The sequence below is a fragment of the Leclercia sp. Marseille-Q4284 genome, assembly GCF_916618945.1.
Classification (GTDB): Bacteria; Pseudomonadota; Gammaproteobacteria; order Enterobacterales; family Enterobacteriaceae; genus Enterobacter; species Enterobacter tamurae.
Genome location: NZ_CAKAKG010000001.1, coordinates 2,422,408 through 2,439,263, shown reverse-complemented (window position 1 = coordinate 2,439,263; position 16,856 = coordinate 2,422,408). Strand labels below are relative to the sequence as shown.

Below are 16,856 nucleotides of genomic sequence, written 5' to 3'. Positions count from 1 at the left end.
GATTGCAAAGATGGGTAAATCAGGAATAATTAAGCATTTTCTTCTGTCGCCTGCCTGCGGGCAGGTCCAGAATAGTTGACAGAAAACCCCCATTTCGGGATGACGCTTTGTAAGGACTACCAATGAAAAAAATTGCAATCACCTGTGCATTACTGACCAGCGTTGTGGCGAGCAGCGTCTGGGCTGACGCCGCCAGCGACCTGAAAAACCGTCTGGATAAAGTGAGCAGCTTCCACGCCAGCTTCACCCAGAAAGTGACTGACGGCAGCGGCAATGCGGTGCAGGAAGGTCAGGGTGACCTTTGGGTGAAACGTCCAAATCTGTTCAACTGGCACATGACCCAGCCGGACGAAAGCATCCTGGTGTCCGACGGGAAAACCCTGTGGTTCTTCAACCCGTTTGTTGAGCAGGCCACGGCGACCTGGCTGAAAGATGCCGCCAGCAACACGCCGTTTATGCTAATTGCCCGTAACCAGTCCAGCGACTGGCAGCAGTACAACATTAAACAGAACGGCGATGACTTCGTGCTGACCCCGAAAGGCAGCAGCGGCAACCTGAAGCAGTTCACCATTAACGTCAGCACTAATGGGACCATCAATCAATTCGGTGCGGTTGAGCAGGACGATCAGCGCAGCAGCTATCAGCTGAAATCCCAGCAGAACGGGACGGTTGATGCATCCAAATTCACCTTTACCCCGCCGAAGGGCGTGACGGTGGATGACCAACGTAATAAGTAAGAGGCGTGCGTGAGCAACCTGTCGCTCGATTTTTCAGATAATGCGTTTCAACCTCTGGCCGCCCGTATGCGGCCAGAAAATTTAGCGCAGTATATTGGCCAGCAGCACCTGCTGGCTGCGGGCAAACCCTTGCCACGCGCCATTGAGGCCGGGCATCTGCACTCCATGATCCTCTGGGGGCCGCCAGGCACTGGTAAAACGACGCTGGCGGAAGTGATTGCCCGCTATGCCGATGCCGACGTCGAGCGTATCTCCGCCGTCACCTCCGGGGTGAAGGAGATCCGCGAAGCCATCGAGCGTGCCCGCCAGAACCGTAACGCCGGTCGCCGCACTATCCTGTTTGTCGATGAGGTCCACCGCTTCAACAAGAGCCAGCAGGATGCTTTCCTGCCGCACATTGAAGACGGCACCATCACCTTTATCGGTGCGACCACTGAAAACCCCTCGTTTGAACTTAACTCTGCACTGTTGTCCCGCGCCCGCGTCTATCTCCTGAAATCGTTAACCACCGACGACATTGAGCAGGTGCTGACCCAGGCGATGGACGATAAGGCCCGGGGCTACGGCAGCCAGAATATTGTGCTGCCAGACGATACCCGTCGCGCCATTGCTGAGCTGGTGAACGGGGATGCGCGCCGGGCGCTGAATACCCTGGAGATGATGGCCGATATGGCCGAAGCCGACGACAGCGGCAAGCGGGTATTGCTCCCGGCGCTGCTGACCGAAATCGCCGGGGAACGCAGTGCGCGCTTTGATAACAAAGGTGACCGTTTCTACGACCTGATCTCAGCGCTGCATAAATCGGTGCGCGGCAGCGCGCCCGATGCCGCGCTCTACTGGTATGCGCGCATTATTACCGCCGGGGGCGATCCGCTGTACGTGGCCCGTCGCTGTCTGGCGATTGCCTCGGAAGATGTCGGCAATGCCGACCCGCGTGCCATGCAGGTGGCGCTATCAGCCTGGGACTGCTTCACCCGCGTCGGGCCCGCTGAAGGCGAGCGCGCCATCGCCCAGGCGATTGTCTATCTGGCCTGCGCCCCGAAAAGCAATGCGGTCTACACCGCATTCAAAGCGGCGATGTCCGATGCCCGCGAACGCCCTGATTACGATGTACCTGACCACTTACGTAATGCCCCGACCAAACTGATGAAAGAGATGGGCTATGGTCAGCAATATCGCTACGCCCACGACGAGCCCAACGCCTACGCCGCCGGGGAGGAGTATTTCCCGCAGGAAATGGCACAAACACGCTATTATCGCCCGACAAACAGAGGCCTTGAGGGCAAGATTGGTGAAAAGCTCACCTGGCTTGCCGGACAGGATCAAAATAGCCCTATAAAACGCTACCGTTAGGGCTATCGTTGCGGTAATGTTGGCAATGTATCTGATGACCGCAGGCTGCGGTCATTTCCTCCTATTTTTTAATTCGATAAGCACAGGATAAGCATGCTCGATCCCAATCTGCTGCGTAACGAGCCAGACGCAGTCGCTGAAAAACTGGCACGCCGGGGCTTTAAACTGGATGTAGATAAGCTGCGCGCTCTTGAAGAGCGTCGTAAAGTTCTGCAGGTACAAACCGAAAACTTGCAGGCAGAGCGTAACTCTCGATCGAAATCCATCGGCCAGGCGAAAGCGCGCGGGGAAGACATTGAGCCATTACGCCTGGAAGTGAACAAACTCGGTGAAGAACTGGATCAGGCGAAAGCGGATCTGGACGTTCTTCAGGCCGAGATTCGTGATATCGCGCTGGCGATCCCGAACACCCCTGACGACAGCGTCCCTGTCGGTAAAGACGAAGATGACAACGTCGAAGTGAAACGCTGGGGCACCCCACGCGAGTTCGATTTCGAGGTTCGCGATCACGTCACGCTGGGCGAAATGCACGCGGGGCTCGATTTTGCGGCGGCCGTTAAGCTGACCGGTTCCCGCTTCGTGGTCATGAAAGGCCAGATTGCCCATCTGCACCGTGCGCTGGCCCAGTTTATGCTGGATCTGCACACCGAGCAGCACGGCTACAGCGAAACCTACGTTCCGTATCTGGTTAACCACGATACGCTGTACGGTACTGGCCAGCTGCCGAAATTTGCCGGCGATCTGTTCCATACCCGTCCGCTGGACGAAGAGGCCGACAGCAGCAACTACGCGCTGATCCCAACCGCAGAAGTGCCGCTGACCAACCTCGTACGTGATGAGATCATCGACGAAGACGACCTGCCGATCAAACTGACCGCACACTCACCGTGCTTCCGTTCTGAAGCTGGCTCTTATGGCCGTGATACCCGTGGTCTGATCCGTATGCACCAGTTCGACAAAGTTGAGATGGTACAGATTGTGCGTCCGGAAACCTCTATGGAGGCGCTGGAAGAGATGACCGGTCACGCGGAAAAAGTGCTTGAGCTGCTGGGTCTGCCGTACCGCCGCATGGCGCTGTGCACCGGCGATATGGGCTTTGGCGCCTGCAAAACCTTCGATCTGGAAGTGTGGGTTCCGGCGCAGGGCACCTATCGTGAAATCTCCTCCTGCTCTAACGTGGGCGATTTCCAGGCGCGTCGTATGCAGGCACGCTGCCGCAGCAAGTCCGCTAAGCAAACCCGCCTGGTGCACACCCTGAACGGCTCCGGCCTGGCAGTGGGTCGTACCTTGGTGGCAGTGCTGGAAAACTACCAGCAGGCTGACGGTCGTATCGAAATTCCTGAAGTTCTGCGCCCTTACATGAAAGGCCAGCAGTACATCGGCTAATCTGCCTTAACATAAAAAAAGCGCCTGCGGGCGCTTTTTTTATGCCCCGCTTTTGACATCAGGCAATACCCCCTCCCTCCAAAGGGGTAATACTCTCCAGGCAGTTGATTAGCATAAACCTCTGCTAATGCAATCACTCCTTTATATAAATAACTATATAGCGGTTGCTGCCGCACAGGGATCTTTGTGAGCAATCAAAGTGAGAGTCTATGAAAATAAAAACGCCTGATGCCTTGCTGGCTGCCGAGGTTAGCCGTCGCGGGCTGATGAAAACCACCGCGATTGGCGGCCTGGCAGTTGCCAGTAGCGCATTGTCTTTGCCTTTTTCACGTCTGACGTCTGCGGCTGAAGCCGTTGCTGCCGTGAAGCCGGATGAAAAGGTGGTCTGGAGCGCCTGTACGGTGAACTGTGGCAGTCGCTGCCCGTTGCGAATGCATGTCATCGACGGTGAGATCAAATACGTTGAGACCGACAATACCGGGGATGATAACTACGAGGGGTTACATCAGGTGCGCGCCTGTCTGCGCGGCCGTTCGATGCGCCGTCGCGTCTATAACCCGGATCGCCTGAAATACCCGATGAAACGTGTCGGCAAGCGCGGGGAGGGCAAATTCGAGCGTATCAGCTGGGACGAGGCCTTCGATACCATTGCCAGCAATATGCAGCGCCTGATTAAAGACTACGGCAACGAGTCTATCTACCTTAACTACGGCACCGGCACCCTCGGCGGAACCTTGACCCGCTCCTGGCCGCCGGGCAAAACCCTGATTGCCCGCCTGATGAACTGCTGCGGGGGCTACCTCAACCATTACGGTGACTACTCTACCGCGCAGATTGCTGCAGGCCTCAACTACACCTACGGCGGCTGGGCCGATGGCAACAGCCCGTCGGATATCGAAAACAGCCAGCTGGTGGTGCTGTTCGGCAACAACCCCGGCGAAACGCGAATGAGCGGCGGCGGGGTGACCTACTACGTCGAACAGGCACGACAAAAATCGAATGCCCGGATGATCGTCATCGACCCACGCTACACCGACACCGGGGCAGGGCGCGAGGATGAGTGGATCCCGATCCGCCCGGGAACCGATGCGGCGCTGATCTCTGCCCTGGCCTGGGTGATGATCGAGGAGAATCTCGTCGATCAGCCATTCCTGGATAAATACTGCGTCGGCTACGACGAGAAAACGCTGCCGGAAGGCGCGCCGGCGAACGGCCACTACAAAGCCTATATTCTCGGAAAGGGTAATGACGGTATCGCCAAAACCCCGGCCTGGGCTGCGGCCATTACCGGTATTCCTGAAGCGCGTATCGTGAAGCTGGCGCGTGAAATCGCCGGGGCGAAACCGGCCTTTATCTCCCAGGGCTGGGGTCCGCAGCGTCATGCCAATGGCGAGCTGGTGTCGCGTGCTATCGCCATGCTGGCGATTCTGACCGGCAACGTGGGGATCAACGGCGGCAACAGTGGGGCGCGTGAAGGCTCGTACTCCCTGCCGTTTGTGCGCATGCCAACCCTGGAAAACCCGGTTCAGACCAGTATCTCGATGTTTATGTGGACCGATGCCATCGAACGCGGCCCGGAGATGACCGCCACCCGCGATGGGGTGCGCGGCAAAGAGAAGCTCGACGTACCGATCAAGATGATCTGGAACTACGCCGGAAACTGTCTGATCAACCAGCACTCACAGATCAACCGCACCCACGATATTCTGCAGGACGATAAAAAATGCGAGCTGATTGTGGTGGTGGATTGCCATATGACCTCGTCGGCGAAATATGCCGATATCCTGCTGCCGGACTGCACCGCCTCTGAACAGATGGACTTCGCCCTGGATGCCTCCTGCGGCAACATGTCGTACGTGATTTTTGCCGATCAGGCGATTAAACCGCGTTTTGAGTGCAAAACCATCTATGAGATGACCACTGAACTGGCAAAACGCATGGGCGTTGAGCAGCAGTTCACCGAAGGCCGCACCCAGGAAGGGTGGATGCGTCATCTGTATGAGCAGTCGCGCCAGGCTATTCCGGCGCTGCTGCCGTTTGATGAGTTTCGTCAGCAGGGCATGTTCAAGCAGCGTGACCCGGAAGGGCATCACGTGGCCTATAAAGCCTTCCGCGCCGATCCCGCCGCGAATCCTCTCACCACGCCGTCAGGTAAAATTGAGATCTACTCCGCAGAGCTGGCGCAGATCGCCGCGACCTGGGAGCTGGAGCAGGGCGATGTGATCGATCCACTCCCGGTCTACAGCCCGGGCTTTGAGAACTACGACGATCCGCAGAGCAAAGACTTCCCGCTGCAGCTCACCGGCTTCCACTACAAAGCGCGCACGCACTCCACCTACGGCAACGTTGACGTGCTGAAGGCGGCCTGTCGGCAGGAGATCTGGATCAACCCGCTGGACGCACAGCGCCGCGGGATCGCCAACGGCGACCGGGTAAGGATCTTCAACGGGCGCGGCGAAGTGCATATCGAAGCCAAAGTGACGCCGCGCATCCTGCCGGGTGTGGTGGCGTTAGGCGAAGGGGCCTGGTACAACCCGGACGCGAACCGCGTCGATCAGGCAGGCTGCATTAACGTGCTGACCACCCAACGCCCGTCGCCGCTGGCGAAAGGCAACCCGTCTCACAGTAACCTGGTTCAGGTTGAAAAGGCGTAAGGAGTAGCCGATGACCACTCAGTATGGATTTTTTATTGATTCCAGCCGCTGCACCGGGTGCAAAACCTGCGAACTGGCGTGCAAGGATTACAAGGACCTGACCCCGGACGTCAGCTTCCGCCGCATCTATGAGTACGCGGGCGGCGACTGGCAGGAGGACAACGGCGTCTGGCAGCAGAACGTGTTTGCCTACTACCTCTCCATCGCCTGCAACCACTGCGAGGATCCGGCCTGCACCAAAGTCTGCCCCAGCGGGGCGATGCACAAGCGCGAGGACGGCTTTGTGGTGGTGAATGAGGATGTCTGCATCGGGTGTCGCTACTGCCATATGGCCTGCCCGTACGGCGCCCCGCAGTACAACGCCGCCAAAGGCCATATGACCAAGTGTGACGGCTGCCATGAGCGTGTCGCCGACGGTAAAAAACCGATCTGCGTCGAGTCCTGCCCGCTGCGGGCCCTGGACTTCGGCCCGATCGAGGAGCTGCGTCAGAAACACGGCAAGCTGGCCGCCGTCGCCCCGCTGCCGTCGGCGCACTTCACGAAGCCGAGTATCGTCATTAAACCCAATGCCAACAGCCGACCCACGGGTGATACCACCGGCTATCTGGCCAATCCGAAGGAGGTGTGAGATGGGAAGCGGATGGCATGAATGGCCGTTAATGATTTTTACAGTTTTCGGACAGTGTGTGGCGGGCGGTTTTATCGTTCTCGCCCTGGCGTTGTTAAAAGGCGATCTGAACAGGGAGCAACAGCAGCGGCTGGTGTTGAGCATGTTTGGTCTGTGGGTGCTGATGGGGATCGGCTTTATCGCCTCCACGCTGCACCTCGGTTCGCCTATGCGCGCATTCAACTCTTTGAATCGTGTAGGGGCGTCTTCCCTCAGCAACGAGATCGCCAGCGGGGCGATCTTCTTTGCGGTCGGGGGCCTGGGCTGGCTGCTGGCGGTGCTGAAAAAACTGCCGGCAGGCTTACGCACTCTGTGGCTGATTGTGACCATGGTGTTGGGCGTGGTGTTCGTCTGGATGATGGTGCGTGTGTATAACACCATCGACACGGTCCCGACCTGGTACAGCGTCTGGACACCGATGAGCTTCTTCCTGACCCTGTTTATCGGCGGCCCGCTGCTGGGCTTCCTGCTCCTGCGTGTGGCGGGCGTTGACGGCTGGGCAATGCGTTTACTGCCCGCCGTGACGCTGCTGGCGCTGGCGGTGAGTACGGTCGTGGCCCTGGTGCAGGGCGCGGAGCTGGCGACCATTCACAGTTCCATTCAGCAGGCCTCGGCCCTGGTGCCCGATTATGGCTCGTTAATGGCATGGCGTGTGGTGCTGCTGGCGGCCGCGCTGGTGTGCTGGATCGTGCCGCAGCTGAAAGGTTATCAGCCTGCGCTCCCGCTGCTGTCGCTGGCATTTGTGCTGGTACTGGCGGGTGAGTTGATTGGCCGCGGGGTGTTTTACGGTCTGCATATGACGGTTGGAATGGCTGTCGCCAGTTAACACTGATGATTGTTATATAAAGCCGGGACTTAGAGCCCGGCTTTTCTTTTTTCAATCATGAAATTTTTCAACTGTCGGCTGGTTTTCATTTTGGAGCTAAATAAACAAAAACAAACACATAAATTATATTGATAGCGGACTTTGCATTAGCAGGATGAGTTTTTTCAATCGACAGGGAACATATTGTGCGTGCGGCACAATCGGGTGGATTGACTTTGTTTTTGCCAGTGGCATGATGCGCACGAAATCTGAACTTCCTCACGGTTTTTAATCCATGTCGACCTATACACGGCCAGTGCTCCTGTTGCTCTGTGGCCTGCTTTTGCTGACCCTCGCGATCGCGGTGTTAAATACACTCGTTCCGCTGTGGCTCGCCCATGAAAACTTACCTACCTGGCAGGTGGGTATGGTCAGCTCGTCCTTTTTTACCGGTAATCTGCTGGGCACCCTGATGACGGGAAGCCTGATTAAACGTTTTGGTTTTAATCGCAGCTATTATCTGGCCTCGCTTATTTTTGCCGTCGGCTGTGCCGGGTTAGGGCTGATGGTCGGTTTCTGGAGCTGGATGGTCTGGCGCTTTATCGCCGGCGTTGGCTGCGCCATGATCTGGGTGGTGGTTGAAAGCGCCCTGATGTGCAGCGGTACTTCCCGCAACCGGGGGCGTCTGCTGGCGGCCTATATGATGGTCTATTACGTCGGCACCGTGCTGGGCCAGCTGATGGTCAGCAAACTGCCAACCGACCTGATGAGCGTCCTGCCGTGGGTGACCGGCATGGTGCTGGCTGCCATTCTGCCACTGCTCTTTACGCGTATTGTGAACCAGAGCAGCGAGCATCAGGAGGCGACCCACATCTGGCCGATGCTCAGACTGCGTCAGGCGCGTCTGGGGGTGAACGGCTGCATTATTTCCGGGATTGTGCTGGGCTCGCTGTATGGCCTGATGCCGCTCTATCTGAACCATCAGGGAGTCAGTGATTCCGGGATCGGTTTCTGGATGGCGGTGATGGTCAGCGCCGGGATTGTCGGGCAGTGGCCGGTTGGCCGTCTTGCCGACCGCTTTGGACGCCTGCTGGTGCTGCGCGTTCAGGTCTTTGTAGTGATCATGGGCTGTCTCGCGATGCTGAGCAATGCCGCGATGGCGCCGGCGCTGTTTATTCTGGGTGCGGCGGGCTTTACCCTCTATCCGGTGGCGATGGCCTGGGCCTGTGAGAAAGTCGAGCACCATCAGCTGGTGGCGATGAACCAGGCGCTGTTGCTGAGCTATACCATCGGCAGCTTGCTGGGGCCGACTTTTACCTCGATGCTGATGCAGAACTTTTCCGACAATCTGCTGTTTATCATGATTGCCAGCGTGTCATTTATTTATCTGTTAATGCTTCTGCGTAAAGTGGGCGAACATCCAACGCCGGTGGCGCATGCCTGATTAAATAAAAGCCTGTCGATGACAGGCTTTTTTGTCTCTGTCACATCTAAGAGTTTTACGCATTGTTTGTGTATCGCGCCGGGTGATAATTCGGATGTGTTTTATCACTAAAAAGGCAGCGATCATGTCTACTCGTCGTTTTACCCCTACAGCGCTGGCAGTAGTATTATCTTTAACCTTTGCAACTGCACCTGCTATGGCTAATCCGGGTAACGGAAATGGAAATGGCCACGGGCAAGGTAATAGCGGCAATCATGGTAATGGCAATTCCGGTAAAGGGAATGCTGGTAACCAGGACCATAAACAAAATAATGGTCACCAGAATTCCGGCAAATCAAATAAGAGCGTTAAAGACGATGTCGATGCACGCGTCAGTTACGACCATGCCCGGCACCTGGCGTTGAATTACGGCTTAACGGGGTATGATTCGCTGCCGCCGGGCATTGCGAAAAACCTGGCACGTGGTAAACCGCTGCCTCCGGGTATCGCGAAAAAGACCGTTCCGGCATCGATGTTAGGTCAATTACCTTCTTATCCGGGCTATGAATGGCGGGTGGTCGGAAAAGATCTGGTCTTAATTGCGCTGAGTACTGCAATTGTGACCACCATTATTAATGGCGTCTTTAACTAGACAACAAAACGCCCGGCTTTTACCGGGCGTTTTATTAATACATGACTTTGTGACCGTACTGCTCGAGAATGCCTTTGACGCGTTCCATGGTCTCTTTCTTCGGCGGCTTAACGCCATCGAGTTTATACTCTTCGCCCATCGCCACCCATTTATGTTTGCCCAGCTCGTGATACGGCAGTAATTCAATTTTTTCAACGTTGCCCATATCACGCGTGAACTCACCCAGGCGGTGTGCAGAATCGTCATCATCTGACCAACCCGGTACCACCACATAACGGATCCAGGTTTTAATCCCTTTGCCAGAAATGTATTTCGCGAACTCCAGGGTGCGATGGTTAGAGACGCCGACCAGATTCTGGTGAATTTCGTCGTTCATCTGCTTAAGATCCAGCATCACCAGGTCGGTGACGTCCAGCAGCTCATCAATCACCGGATCGTAGCGACGGACAAAGCCGTTGGTATCCAGGCAGGTATGAATACTCTCTTTATGACAGGCGCGGAACCAGTCGCGAACAAACTCTGCCTGCAGGATCGCTTCCCCGCCGGAAGCAGTCACGCCGCCGCCAGAGGCATTCATAAAGTGGCGATAGGTCACCACCTCTTTCATTAATTCATCAACTGTGACTTCTTTGCCACCGTGGGTATCCCAGGTGTCGCGGTTATGGCAGTACAGGCAGCGCATCAGGCAGCCCTGGAAGAAAGTAATAAAGCGGATGCCCGGGCCATCGACGGTGCCACAGGACTCAAAGGAGTGAATGCGACCAATAGTTGACATTGCGGTGATATCTCCAGATTCGGCCCGTCCGGGGCCTGTGTATACGCACAACTCAATCGGCTGTGTCGAGTCTGTTTTGGCTGTTATCCATTCATTATAGATAGCGGGCAAAAGAGACTGCGGTACGGGAGGTGTTAAAAAGGCCCCACTTGCGTGGAGCCTTTATTGTACGCGTTTTACGGCGTCATTTCAGTCAAATCCACTTACATGGACTGAGTGAAAGTACGGGTAATAACGTCTTTCTGCTGTTCTTTAGTCAGCGAGTTGAAACGTACTGCGTAGCCAGAAACACGGATGGTCAGCTGAGGATATTTCTCAGGATGTTCCATCGCATCGAGCAGCATTTCACGGTTCATGACGTTCACGTTCAGGTGCTGACCACCTTCGATGGACGCTTCGTGGTGGAAGTAACCATCCATCAGACCCGCGAGGTTGGTTTTACGCACTTCGTCGTCTTTACCCAGCGCATTTGGCACGATAGAGAAGGTGTAAGAGATACCATCTTTCGCGTAAGCAAACGGCAGTTTAGCAACGGAGGTCAGAGAGGCAACAGCACCTTTCTGGTCACGGCCGTGCATTGGGTTAGCACCTGGTCCGAATGGCGCGCCAGCACGACGACCGTCTGGGGTGTTACCGGTTTTCTTACCATAAACCACGTTAGAGGTGATGGTCAGAACAGACTGAGTCGGGATAGCGTTACGGTAGGTGGTCAGTTTCTGAATTTTCTTCATGAAACGTTCTACCAGGTCAACCGCCATGTCATCAACGCGAGCGTCGTTGTTACCAAACTGCGGGTATTCACCGTCGATTTCGAAGTCTACAGCCAGGCCGTCTTCGTCACGAATTGGTTTAACTTTCGCATATTTGATAGCGGACAGGGAGTCAGCAGCAACGGACAGACCTGCGATACCACATGCCATGGTGCGAACAACGTCACGGTCGTGCAGCGCCATCAGAGAGGCTTCGTAGCTGTACTTGTCGTGCATGTAGTGGATGACGTTCAGTGCGGTAACGTACTGTTTAGCCAGCCAGTCCATGAAGTGATCCATACGTTCCATCACTTCGTCGAAGTTCAGCAGATCGCCTTTGATTGGTTCAGATTTAGGACCAACCTGGATTTTTAGTTTTTCATCAACGCCGCCGTTGATAGCATACAGCATGGTTTTCGCGAGGTTAGCGCGAGCACCGAAGAACTGCATTTGCTTACCAACAACCATTGGGCTTACGCAGCAAGCGATCGCGTAGTCGTCGTTGTTGAAGTCAGGACGCATCAGGTCATCGTTCTCATACTGAAGAGAAGAGGTGTCGATGGATACTTTAGCGGCAAATTTTTTGAAGTTCAGTGGCAGTTTTTCAGACCACAGAATAGTGATGTTCGGCTCCGGAGACGGCCCCATGGTGTACAGGGTGTTCAGGAAACGGAAGCTGCTTTTGGTCACCAGGGTACGGCCATCTACGCCCATACCGGCGATAGATTCAGTTGCCCAGATTGGGTCACCAGAGAACAGTTCATCATACTCAGGGGTACGCAGGAAGCGAACCATACGCAGTTTCATGACCAGGTGGTCAATCATTTCCTGTGCTTCTAGCTCGTTGATTTTGCCTGCTTTCAGGTCACGTTCGATGTAGGCATCCAGGAAGGTGGATACACGACCGAAGGACATTGCTGCGCCGTTCTGAGATTTAACCGCTGCCAGGTAACCGAAGTAGGTCCACTGGATAGCTTCCTGAGCGTTGGTCGCAGGACCGGAGATGTCGTAGCCGTATTTAGCTGCCATCTCTTTGATCTGACCCAGCGCACGGTGCTGTTCGGAGATCTCTTCACGCAGACGGATAGTCGCTTCCAGGTTTACGCCGTTTTCCATGTCAGACTGCAGGGACACGAACTGGGCGTATTTGTCTTTCATCAGGAAGTCGATACCGTACAGCGCAACGCGACGGTAGTCACCGATGATACGGCCACGGCCATATGCATCTGGCAGACCGGTCAGGACGCCTGATTTACGGCAGTTCAGGATGTCTTTGGTGTAAACGTCAAACACGCCCTGGTTGTGGGTTTTGCGGTATTCGGTGAAGATTTTCTTCAGCATCGGGTCCAGCTCGCGATCGTACGCTTTGCAGGAACCTTCAACCATTTTGATACCACCGAACGGGATAATCGCACGTTTCAGTGGCGCTTCAGTTTGCAGACCAACGATCTTCTCGAGGGATTTGTTGATATAACCCGCGTCGTGAGAAGTAATGGTAGACGCGATGGAGGTGTCGAAATCAACAGGCGCGTGAGTGCGGTTTTCCTGCTTAACGCCTTCCATAACGCTGTCCCACAGGGCAGTGGTAGCGTCGGTAGCACCGGCCAGGAAGGATTCGTCACCTTCATATGGAGTGTAGTTTTTCTGGATGAAGTCACGAACGTTGACTTCATTCTGCCAATCACCTTTGGCAAAACCTTCCCATGCTGTGGCTAACTTTTCATTAAGTTCGGACATGTAACACCTACCTTCTTAAGTGGATTTTTTATTTACTGCCTGAGAAAACCATTAATGATGGTTATCGCCACGCAGGTAAATGACCCAGTATGTCAACCCAACCAGCAGACCACCGCCAATAATGTTCCCGATTGTGACTGGGATCAGGTTATCAGTAATGAAGTTCATAACGGTCAGGTGAGAGAAACTTTCCGGGCTGGAACCTACTGCGGTCCAGAACTCCGGGCTGGCAAAATCACGGATTACAATACCCAGAGGGATCATAAACATGTTTGCAATACTGTGTTCAAAGCCGCTGGCAACGAACATGGCGACAGGCAGAACCATGATCATGGCTTTGTCCATCAGGCTGCGTCCGGAGTAGCTCATCCAGACGGCCAGGCAGACCATCAGGTTGGCGAGAATGCCAAGCGCAACGGCTTCAATAAATGTGTGATGTACTTTGTGGTCGGCGGTCTGCAGGACATTAAGCCCCCACGCGCCGTTAGCGGTCATATATTCACCCGACAACCACATCAGCAGGACAAACAGCAGGCAGCCAATCAGGTTTCCAACGTAAACGTTGAGCCAGTTTTTTGCCAGTTGGCCCCAGGTAATCTTACCGCTGGCTTTCGCGACGACGATAAGCACCGTAGAGGTAAAGAGGTCAGCGCCGCAGATAACGCACAGGATCAAACCCAGTGAGAAACAGATGCCGCCGATAAGCTTGGCGATACCGAAAGGCATCCCGGCAGTACCGGTGGTGGCGGTGATATAGAAAACAAAGGCAATGGAGATGAACACCCCGGCAGTGATGGCCAGGAAGAACGTCGTCATCGGTTGTTTCGTTGCTTTATAGACACCCGCTTCTTCGGCAACTTTCGCCATGGCAGCTGGGAGTAAAAGATCAAAAGGGTTGTCAGCTTTCACACTAACTCTCTCTTTATTAAGTCGGCGACGAGATACTAACAAAGCATTATAGAAGAGAAATTGATGTAGATCATATCTCGCCTGGCTTATAGGCCCGCAAAGTGCGTGGTTTTTCGGCAAATGCGGAGTAAGTATTTGATTATCCGTATAAAAATAAATTTTAAATCTTACAAAATGATTTGATTTTTTTCTTCCGACGCTCTCCCGGACAGTTAATTATAATGGAGTATTTCATATAAAAAGTAACAATAACCGTCAGGTCGCCATTATTATAGCTACCAATATTTAACTTTATTATTACAATTAAATTTTATCGCCGTAGAAATAAAAAACGGGGCAATAAAATTGCCCCGTAATATAACGTAGGCGAATGTATACGCCTACTATCTGTAATGTTATGTAACGTTATTTAGCCCAAAAAGCGCTTTTGGCCTTCTGCAGTTTCTCATAGGCCTTCAGCAACGACTGGTGAGCAGGGAAGGCTTTCAGATCGCTATCCACCGCCTGCAGGCCGTGGAATGGCGCTTCGCCGCTCAGGGCCGCGCTGGCGTTCTCTACCGCTTCGGCACCGTACATGCGGGTGAAGGCGTTCAGATATTGCAGCGGCTGACGATCCTCTTCCTGGGACAGCAACAGCAGCGTCTGCAGGCAACGGTAGTAGTTCGCACGCTCTGCGCTGAATACTGAGGCATTGAACTCGATAGTCCACTCGGTCCAGATCAGCGCCTGCTCCAGGTCGCCGCCCGCCAGTGCCAGCATCGCCTTCAGCTCACCGATACGCAGAGTGTACCAGCCGTTGTCTTTGCCCGTCGCCAGGCCCAGCAGCTCGCGCACGCGGGTAAAGTCGTCGTGGCCTTCGTCGTCCAGCTGGGTGATGAGGTTCAGGTAATCCTCTTTCTCCCATGCGCTCTCCGGCAGGGCCAGCAGGGTTTCGCGCAGGTGCGCACCCATGCTGTTATTCGCCAGCCACAGATCTTCCACCGGATAGATATCGGACATGCCCGGGACCAGAATACGGCATGCATAGACGCTGAGGTGCTCGTAATCCGCGATGTACACTTCCTGGCCTTCGGCAGTGAAGATCGCCATCAGGGTGGCAAACTCTTCTTCCGTGGTGCCGGCGAAGCTCCAGTCAACAAACGGATAATCCGCGTCCTGCTTGAACATATCCCAGGAGATAGAGCCGCTGGAGTCGATGAAGTGCGTCTCCAGGTTGGCGTGCTCAGCCACTTCTTCGTCATCGAAGGTCGGCGGGGTGAACACGTCGAGATCTTTCAGGCTACGACCCTGCAGCAGCTCGGTGACGGTACGCTCCAGCGCTACGCCAAAGTCCGGGTGCGCGCCGAAGGAGGCGAAGCAGGTGCCGTTCGCCGGGTTGAACAGTACCACGCAGATCACCGGGTACTTACCGCCCAGGGAGCCGTCATAGGCAAAGATTGGGAAACCTTCGGCTTCCAGTTTGGCGATAGACTCCACCACGCCCGGGTAGCGGGCCAGCACGTCAGCCGGGATCTCCGGCAGGCTGATGGATTCCGCGATAATGCGGTTCTTAATATGACGCTCAAACACCTCGGACAGGCCCTGAACACGCGCTTCGTTGCGGGTGTTACCGGCGGACATGCCGTTGGAGACATACAGATTGCCGATGATATTCATCGGAATATAGACGGTTTGCTCATCAGACTGACGGGTAAACGGCAGGGCGCAGATACCGCGATCTTCATTACCTGACTGCAGGTCGATCAGCATGCTGGCGGTCAGCTGATTGTCCAGATCGTAAAACGCGCGCAGGCGATCGTCGAGGATCCCTTCCGGCAGTTCGTCGTCTTCCGTCAGCGGGAACCATTTTTCATTTGGATAGTGAACAAACGGGCCATTCGCCACGGTGTCGCCCAGCCAGAAATCGGCAAAGAAATAGTTGGTGGACAGACGCTCAAAATACTCACCCAGCGCAGAGGCCAGTGCCGCTTTTTTGGTGGCACCTTTGCCGTTGGTAAAGCACAGCGCGCACTCTTTATCGCGAATATGCACAGACCAGACGTGAGGGACCGGGTTAAGCCAGGAGGCTTCTTCGATATTAAAGCCCAGGTCGGTCAGTTTTTGCTGGAAGCGAGCGATGGAATCTTCTAGGGCGGCGTCTTTGCCGGGGATAAACGTTTGAGTCATGGCGATCACTTATATCGTACGGAAAGCGCGCAATGATACGGGTTTTACATGGCAGGCGCTATCTCCCCAGCGGTTTCGGCGAAAATAAAAGGCTGGGCTATGCTTATATTCAGTAACCTACTGTAAAGGAATATAAAAAATGAAAGCATTCGATCTTCACCGAATGGCCTTTGATAAAGTACCCGTTGAGTTTTTAGGTGAGGTCGCGCTGCGAAGTCTCTATACCTTTGTACTGGTTTTCCTGTTCCTCAAACTTACAGGGCGGCGCGGCGTGCGTCAGATGTCGCTCTTCGAAGTGTTAATCATTCTGACGCTGGGGTCGGCGGCGGGTGACGTGGCCTTTTATGACGACGTACCGATGATCCCCGTCTTTATCGTTTTTGTCACCCTGGCGTTGCTCTATCGGCTGGTGATGTGGCTGATGTCGAAAAGTGAAAAGCTGGAAGATCTGCTTGAGGGTAAACCGGTCGCCATTGTCGAAGAGGGCAAGCTGGCCTGGGAAAAAGTTAAGCGCGCCAACATGACCGAGTTTGAGTTCTTTATGGAACTGCGGGTGAGCAGCGTCGAGCAGCTTGGACAGGTGAAGCTGGCCATTATGGAGACCAACGGGCAGATAAGCGTCTATTTTTACGACGATGACCAGGTTAAGCCCGGGCTGTGCATATTGCCGGATGAATTTGTGGAACGTTTTATGACAATACCCGAAGTCGGCGACTATGCCTGTCGACGTTGCGGCCATGTTGAGATGCTACAGGCCGGGGCGCATCAATTATGTCCACGCTGCACGAATCCGGAATGGACGAAGGTTAGCCGGGCCAAACGCATCACCTGACAGCCATTTTG

Annotated in this window: 13 protein-coding genes; 9 read left to right on the top strand and 4 right to left on the bottom strand. The window is 54.8% G+C overall.

The genetic code is table 11. The features are described from left to right. The first annotated feature begins 122 nt into the window (after positions 1-122). From lolA to LG383_RS11505, 8 genes are all read left to right on the top strand, one after another. A complete protein-coding gene (lolA, locus tag LG383_RS11540; RefSeq protein ID WP_225759165.1) occupies positions 123-737 on the top strand; it encodes an outer membrane lipoprotein chaperone LolA in 615 nt (204 codons plus the stop codon). A 9-nt stretch (positions 738-746) separates the two neighbouring features. Then, complete coding sequence (gene rarA / locus LG383_RS11535) at positions 747-2,090, top strand: replication-associated recombination protein RarA (RefSeq protein ID WP_225759164.1); 1,344 nt, start codon at positions 747-749, stop codon at positions 2,088-2,090. A 93-nt stretch (positions 2,091-2,183) separates the two neighbouring features. Continuing rightward, positions 2,184-3,476, top strand: a complete 1,293-nt coding sequence (gene serS / locus LG383_RS11530; RefSeq protein ID WP_106992572.1) for a serine--tRNA ligase — start codon at positions 2,184-2,186, stop codon at positions 3,474-3,476. Positions 3,477-3,685: 209 nt separating this feature from the next. Beyond that, the gene (gene dmsA / locus LG383_RS11525) at positions 3,686-6,130 is read left to right on the top strand and encodes a dimethylsulfoxide reductase subunit A (RefSeq protein WP_225759163.1); all 2,445 of its coding nucleotides are present in this window, start codon (positions 3,686-3,688) and stop codon (positions 6,128-6,130) included. 10 nt (positions 6,131-6,140) lie between these two features. Continuing rightward, the gene (locus tag LG383_RS11520; RefSeq protein ID WP_106992574.1) at positions 6,141-6,758 is read left to right on the top strand and encodes a DMSO/selenate family reductase complex B subunit; all 618 of its coding nucleotides are present in this window, start codon (positions 6,141-6,143) and stop codon (positions 6,756-6,758) included. Between the two features lies 1 nt (position 6,759). Then, complete coding sequence (locus LG383_RS11515; protein WP_225759162.1) at positions 6,760-7,623, top strand: dimethyl sulfoxide reductase anchor subunit family protein; 864 nt, start codon at positions 6,760-6,762, stop codon at positions 7,621-7,623. 274 nt (positions 7,624-7,897) lie between these two features. Then, positions 7,898-9,046 carry an MFS transporter gene (locus tag LG383_RS11510; RefSeq protein ID WP_225759161.1) on the top strand — a complete coding sequence of 383 codons (1,149 nt, stop codon included), beginning with the start codon at positions 7,898-7,900 and terminating at the stop codon, positions 9,044-9,046. Positions 9,047-9,170: 124 nt separating this feature from the next. Continuing rightward, the gene (locus LG383_RS11505; RefSeq protein WP_225759160.1) at positions 9,171-9,677 is read left to right on the top strand and encodes an anti-virulence regulator CigR family protein; all 507 of its coding nucleotides are present in this window, start codon (positions 9,171-9,173) and stop codon (positions 9,675-9,677) included. Positions 9,678-9,711: 34 nt separating this feature from the next. Here the strand turns inward: LG383_RS11505 and pflA are convergent, their stop codons facing one another. The 4 genes from pflA to ycaO all read right to left on the bottom strand — a co-directional run bounded on the left by pflA (position 9,712) and on the right by ycaO (position 16,013). Next, positions 9,712-10,452, bottom strand: coding sequence for a pyruvate formate lyase 1-activating protein (gene pflA, locus LG383_RS11500; protein WP_225759159.1), 741 nt, complete (start codon positions 10,450-10,452; stop codon positions 9,712-9,714). A gap of 203 nt (positions 10,453-10,655) precedes the next feature. Beyond that, on the bottom strand, positions 10,656-12,938 hold the full coding sequence (pflB, locus tag LG383_RS11495; protein ID WP_225759158.1) for a formate C-acetyltransferase: 2,283 nt from the start codon (positions 12,936-12,938) through the stop codon (positions 10,656-10,658). A 51-nt stretch (positions 12,939-12,989) separates the two neighbouring features. Further along, a complete protein-coding gene (gene focA / locus LG383_RS11490; protein ID WP_142488914.1) occupies positions 12,990-13,847 on the bottom strand; it encodes a formate transporter FocA in 858 nt (285 codons plus the stop codon). A 405-nt stretch (positions 13,848-14,252) separates the two neighbouring features. Further along, a complete protein-coding gene (ycaO, locus tag LG383_RS11485) occupies positions 14,253-16,013 on the bottom strand; it encodes a 30S ribosomal protein S12 methylthiotransferase accessory factor YcaO (protein ID WP_106992581.1) in 1,761 nt (586 codons plus the stop codon). A gap of 139 nt (positions 16,014-16,152) precedes the next feature. Here ycaO and LG383_RS11480 point away from each other — a divergent pair, with 139 nt between their 5' ends. Then, a complete protein-coding gene (locus tag LG383_RS11480; RefSeq protein ID WP_106992582.1) occupies positions 16,153-16,845 on the top strand; it encodes a DUF421 domain-containing protein in 693 nt (230 codons plus the stop codon). The last annotated feature ends 11 nt before the right edge of the window (positions 16,846-16,856 follow it).

Bases quoted from the DNA above. Each gene is read 5' to 3' on its own strand.
- pflA (WP_225759159.1), bottom strand. From the start codon at position 10,452: ATGTCAACTATTGGTCGCATTCACTCCTTTGAGTCCTGTGGCACCGTC.
- LG383_RS11520 (WP_106992574.1), top strand. From the start codon at position 6,141: ATGACCACTCAGTATGGATTTTTTATTGATTCCAGCCGCTGCACCGGG.
- lolA (WP_225759165.1), top strand. From the start codon at position 123: ATGAAAAAAATTGCAATCACCTGTGCATTACTGACCAGCGTTGTGGCG.
- serS (WP_106992572.1), top strand. From the start codon at position 2,184: ATGCTCGATCCCAATCTGCTGCGTAACGAGCCAGACGCAGTCGCTGAA.
- LG383_RS11515 (WP_225759162.1), top strand. From the start codon at position 6,760: ATGGGAAGCGGATGGCATGAATGGCCGTTAATGATTTTTACAGTTTTC.
- ycaO (WP_106992581.1), bottom strand. From the start codon at position 16,013: ATGACTCAAACGTTTATCCCCGGCAAAGACGCCGCCCTAGAAGATTCC.
- dmsA (WP_225759163.1), top strand. From the start codon at position 3,686: ATGAAAATAAAAACGCCTGATGCCTTGCTGGCTGCCGAGGTTAGCCGT.
- LG383_RS11510 (WP_225759161.1), top strand. From the start codon at position 7,898: ATGTCGACCTATACACGGCCAGTGCTCCTGTTGCTCTGTGGCCTGCTT.
- LG383_RS11505 (WP_225759160.1), top strand. From the start codon at position 9,171: ATGTCTACTCGTCGTTTTACCCCTACAGCGCTGGCAGTAGTATTATCT.
- pflB (WP_225759158.1), bottom strand. From the start codon at position 12,938: ATGTCCGAACTTAATGAAAAGTTAGCCACAGCATGGGAAGGTTTTGCC.
- LG383_RS11480 (WP_106992582.1), top strand. From the start codon at position 16,153: ATGAAAGCATTCGATCTTCACCGAATGGCCTTTGATAAAGTACCCGTT.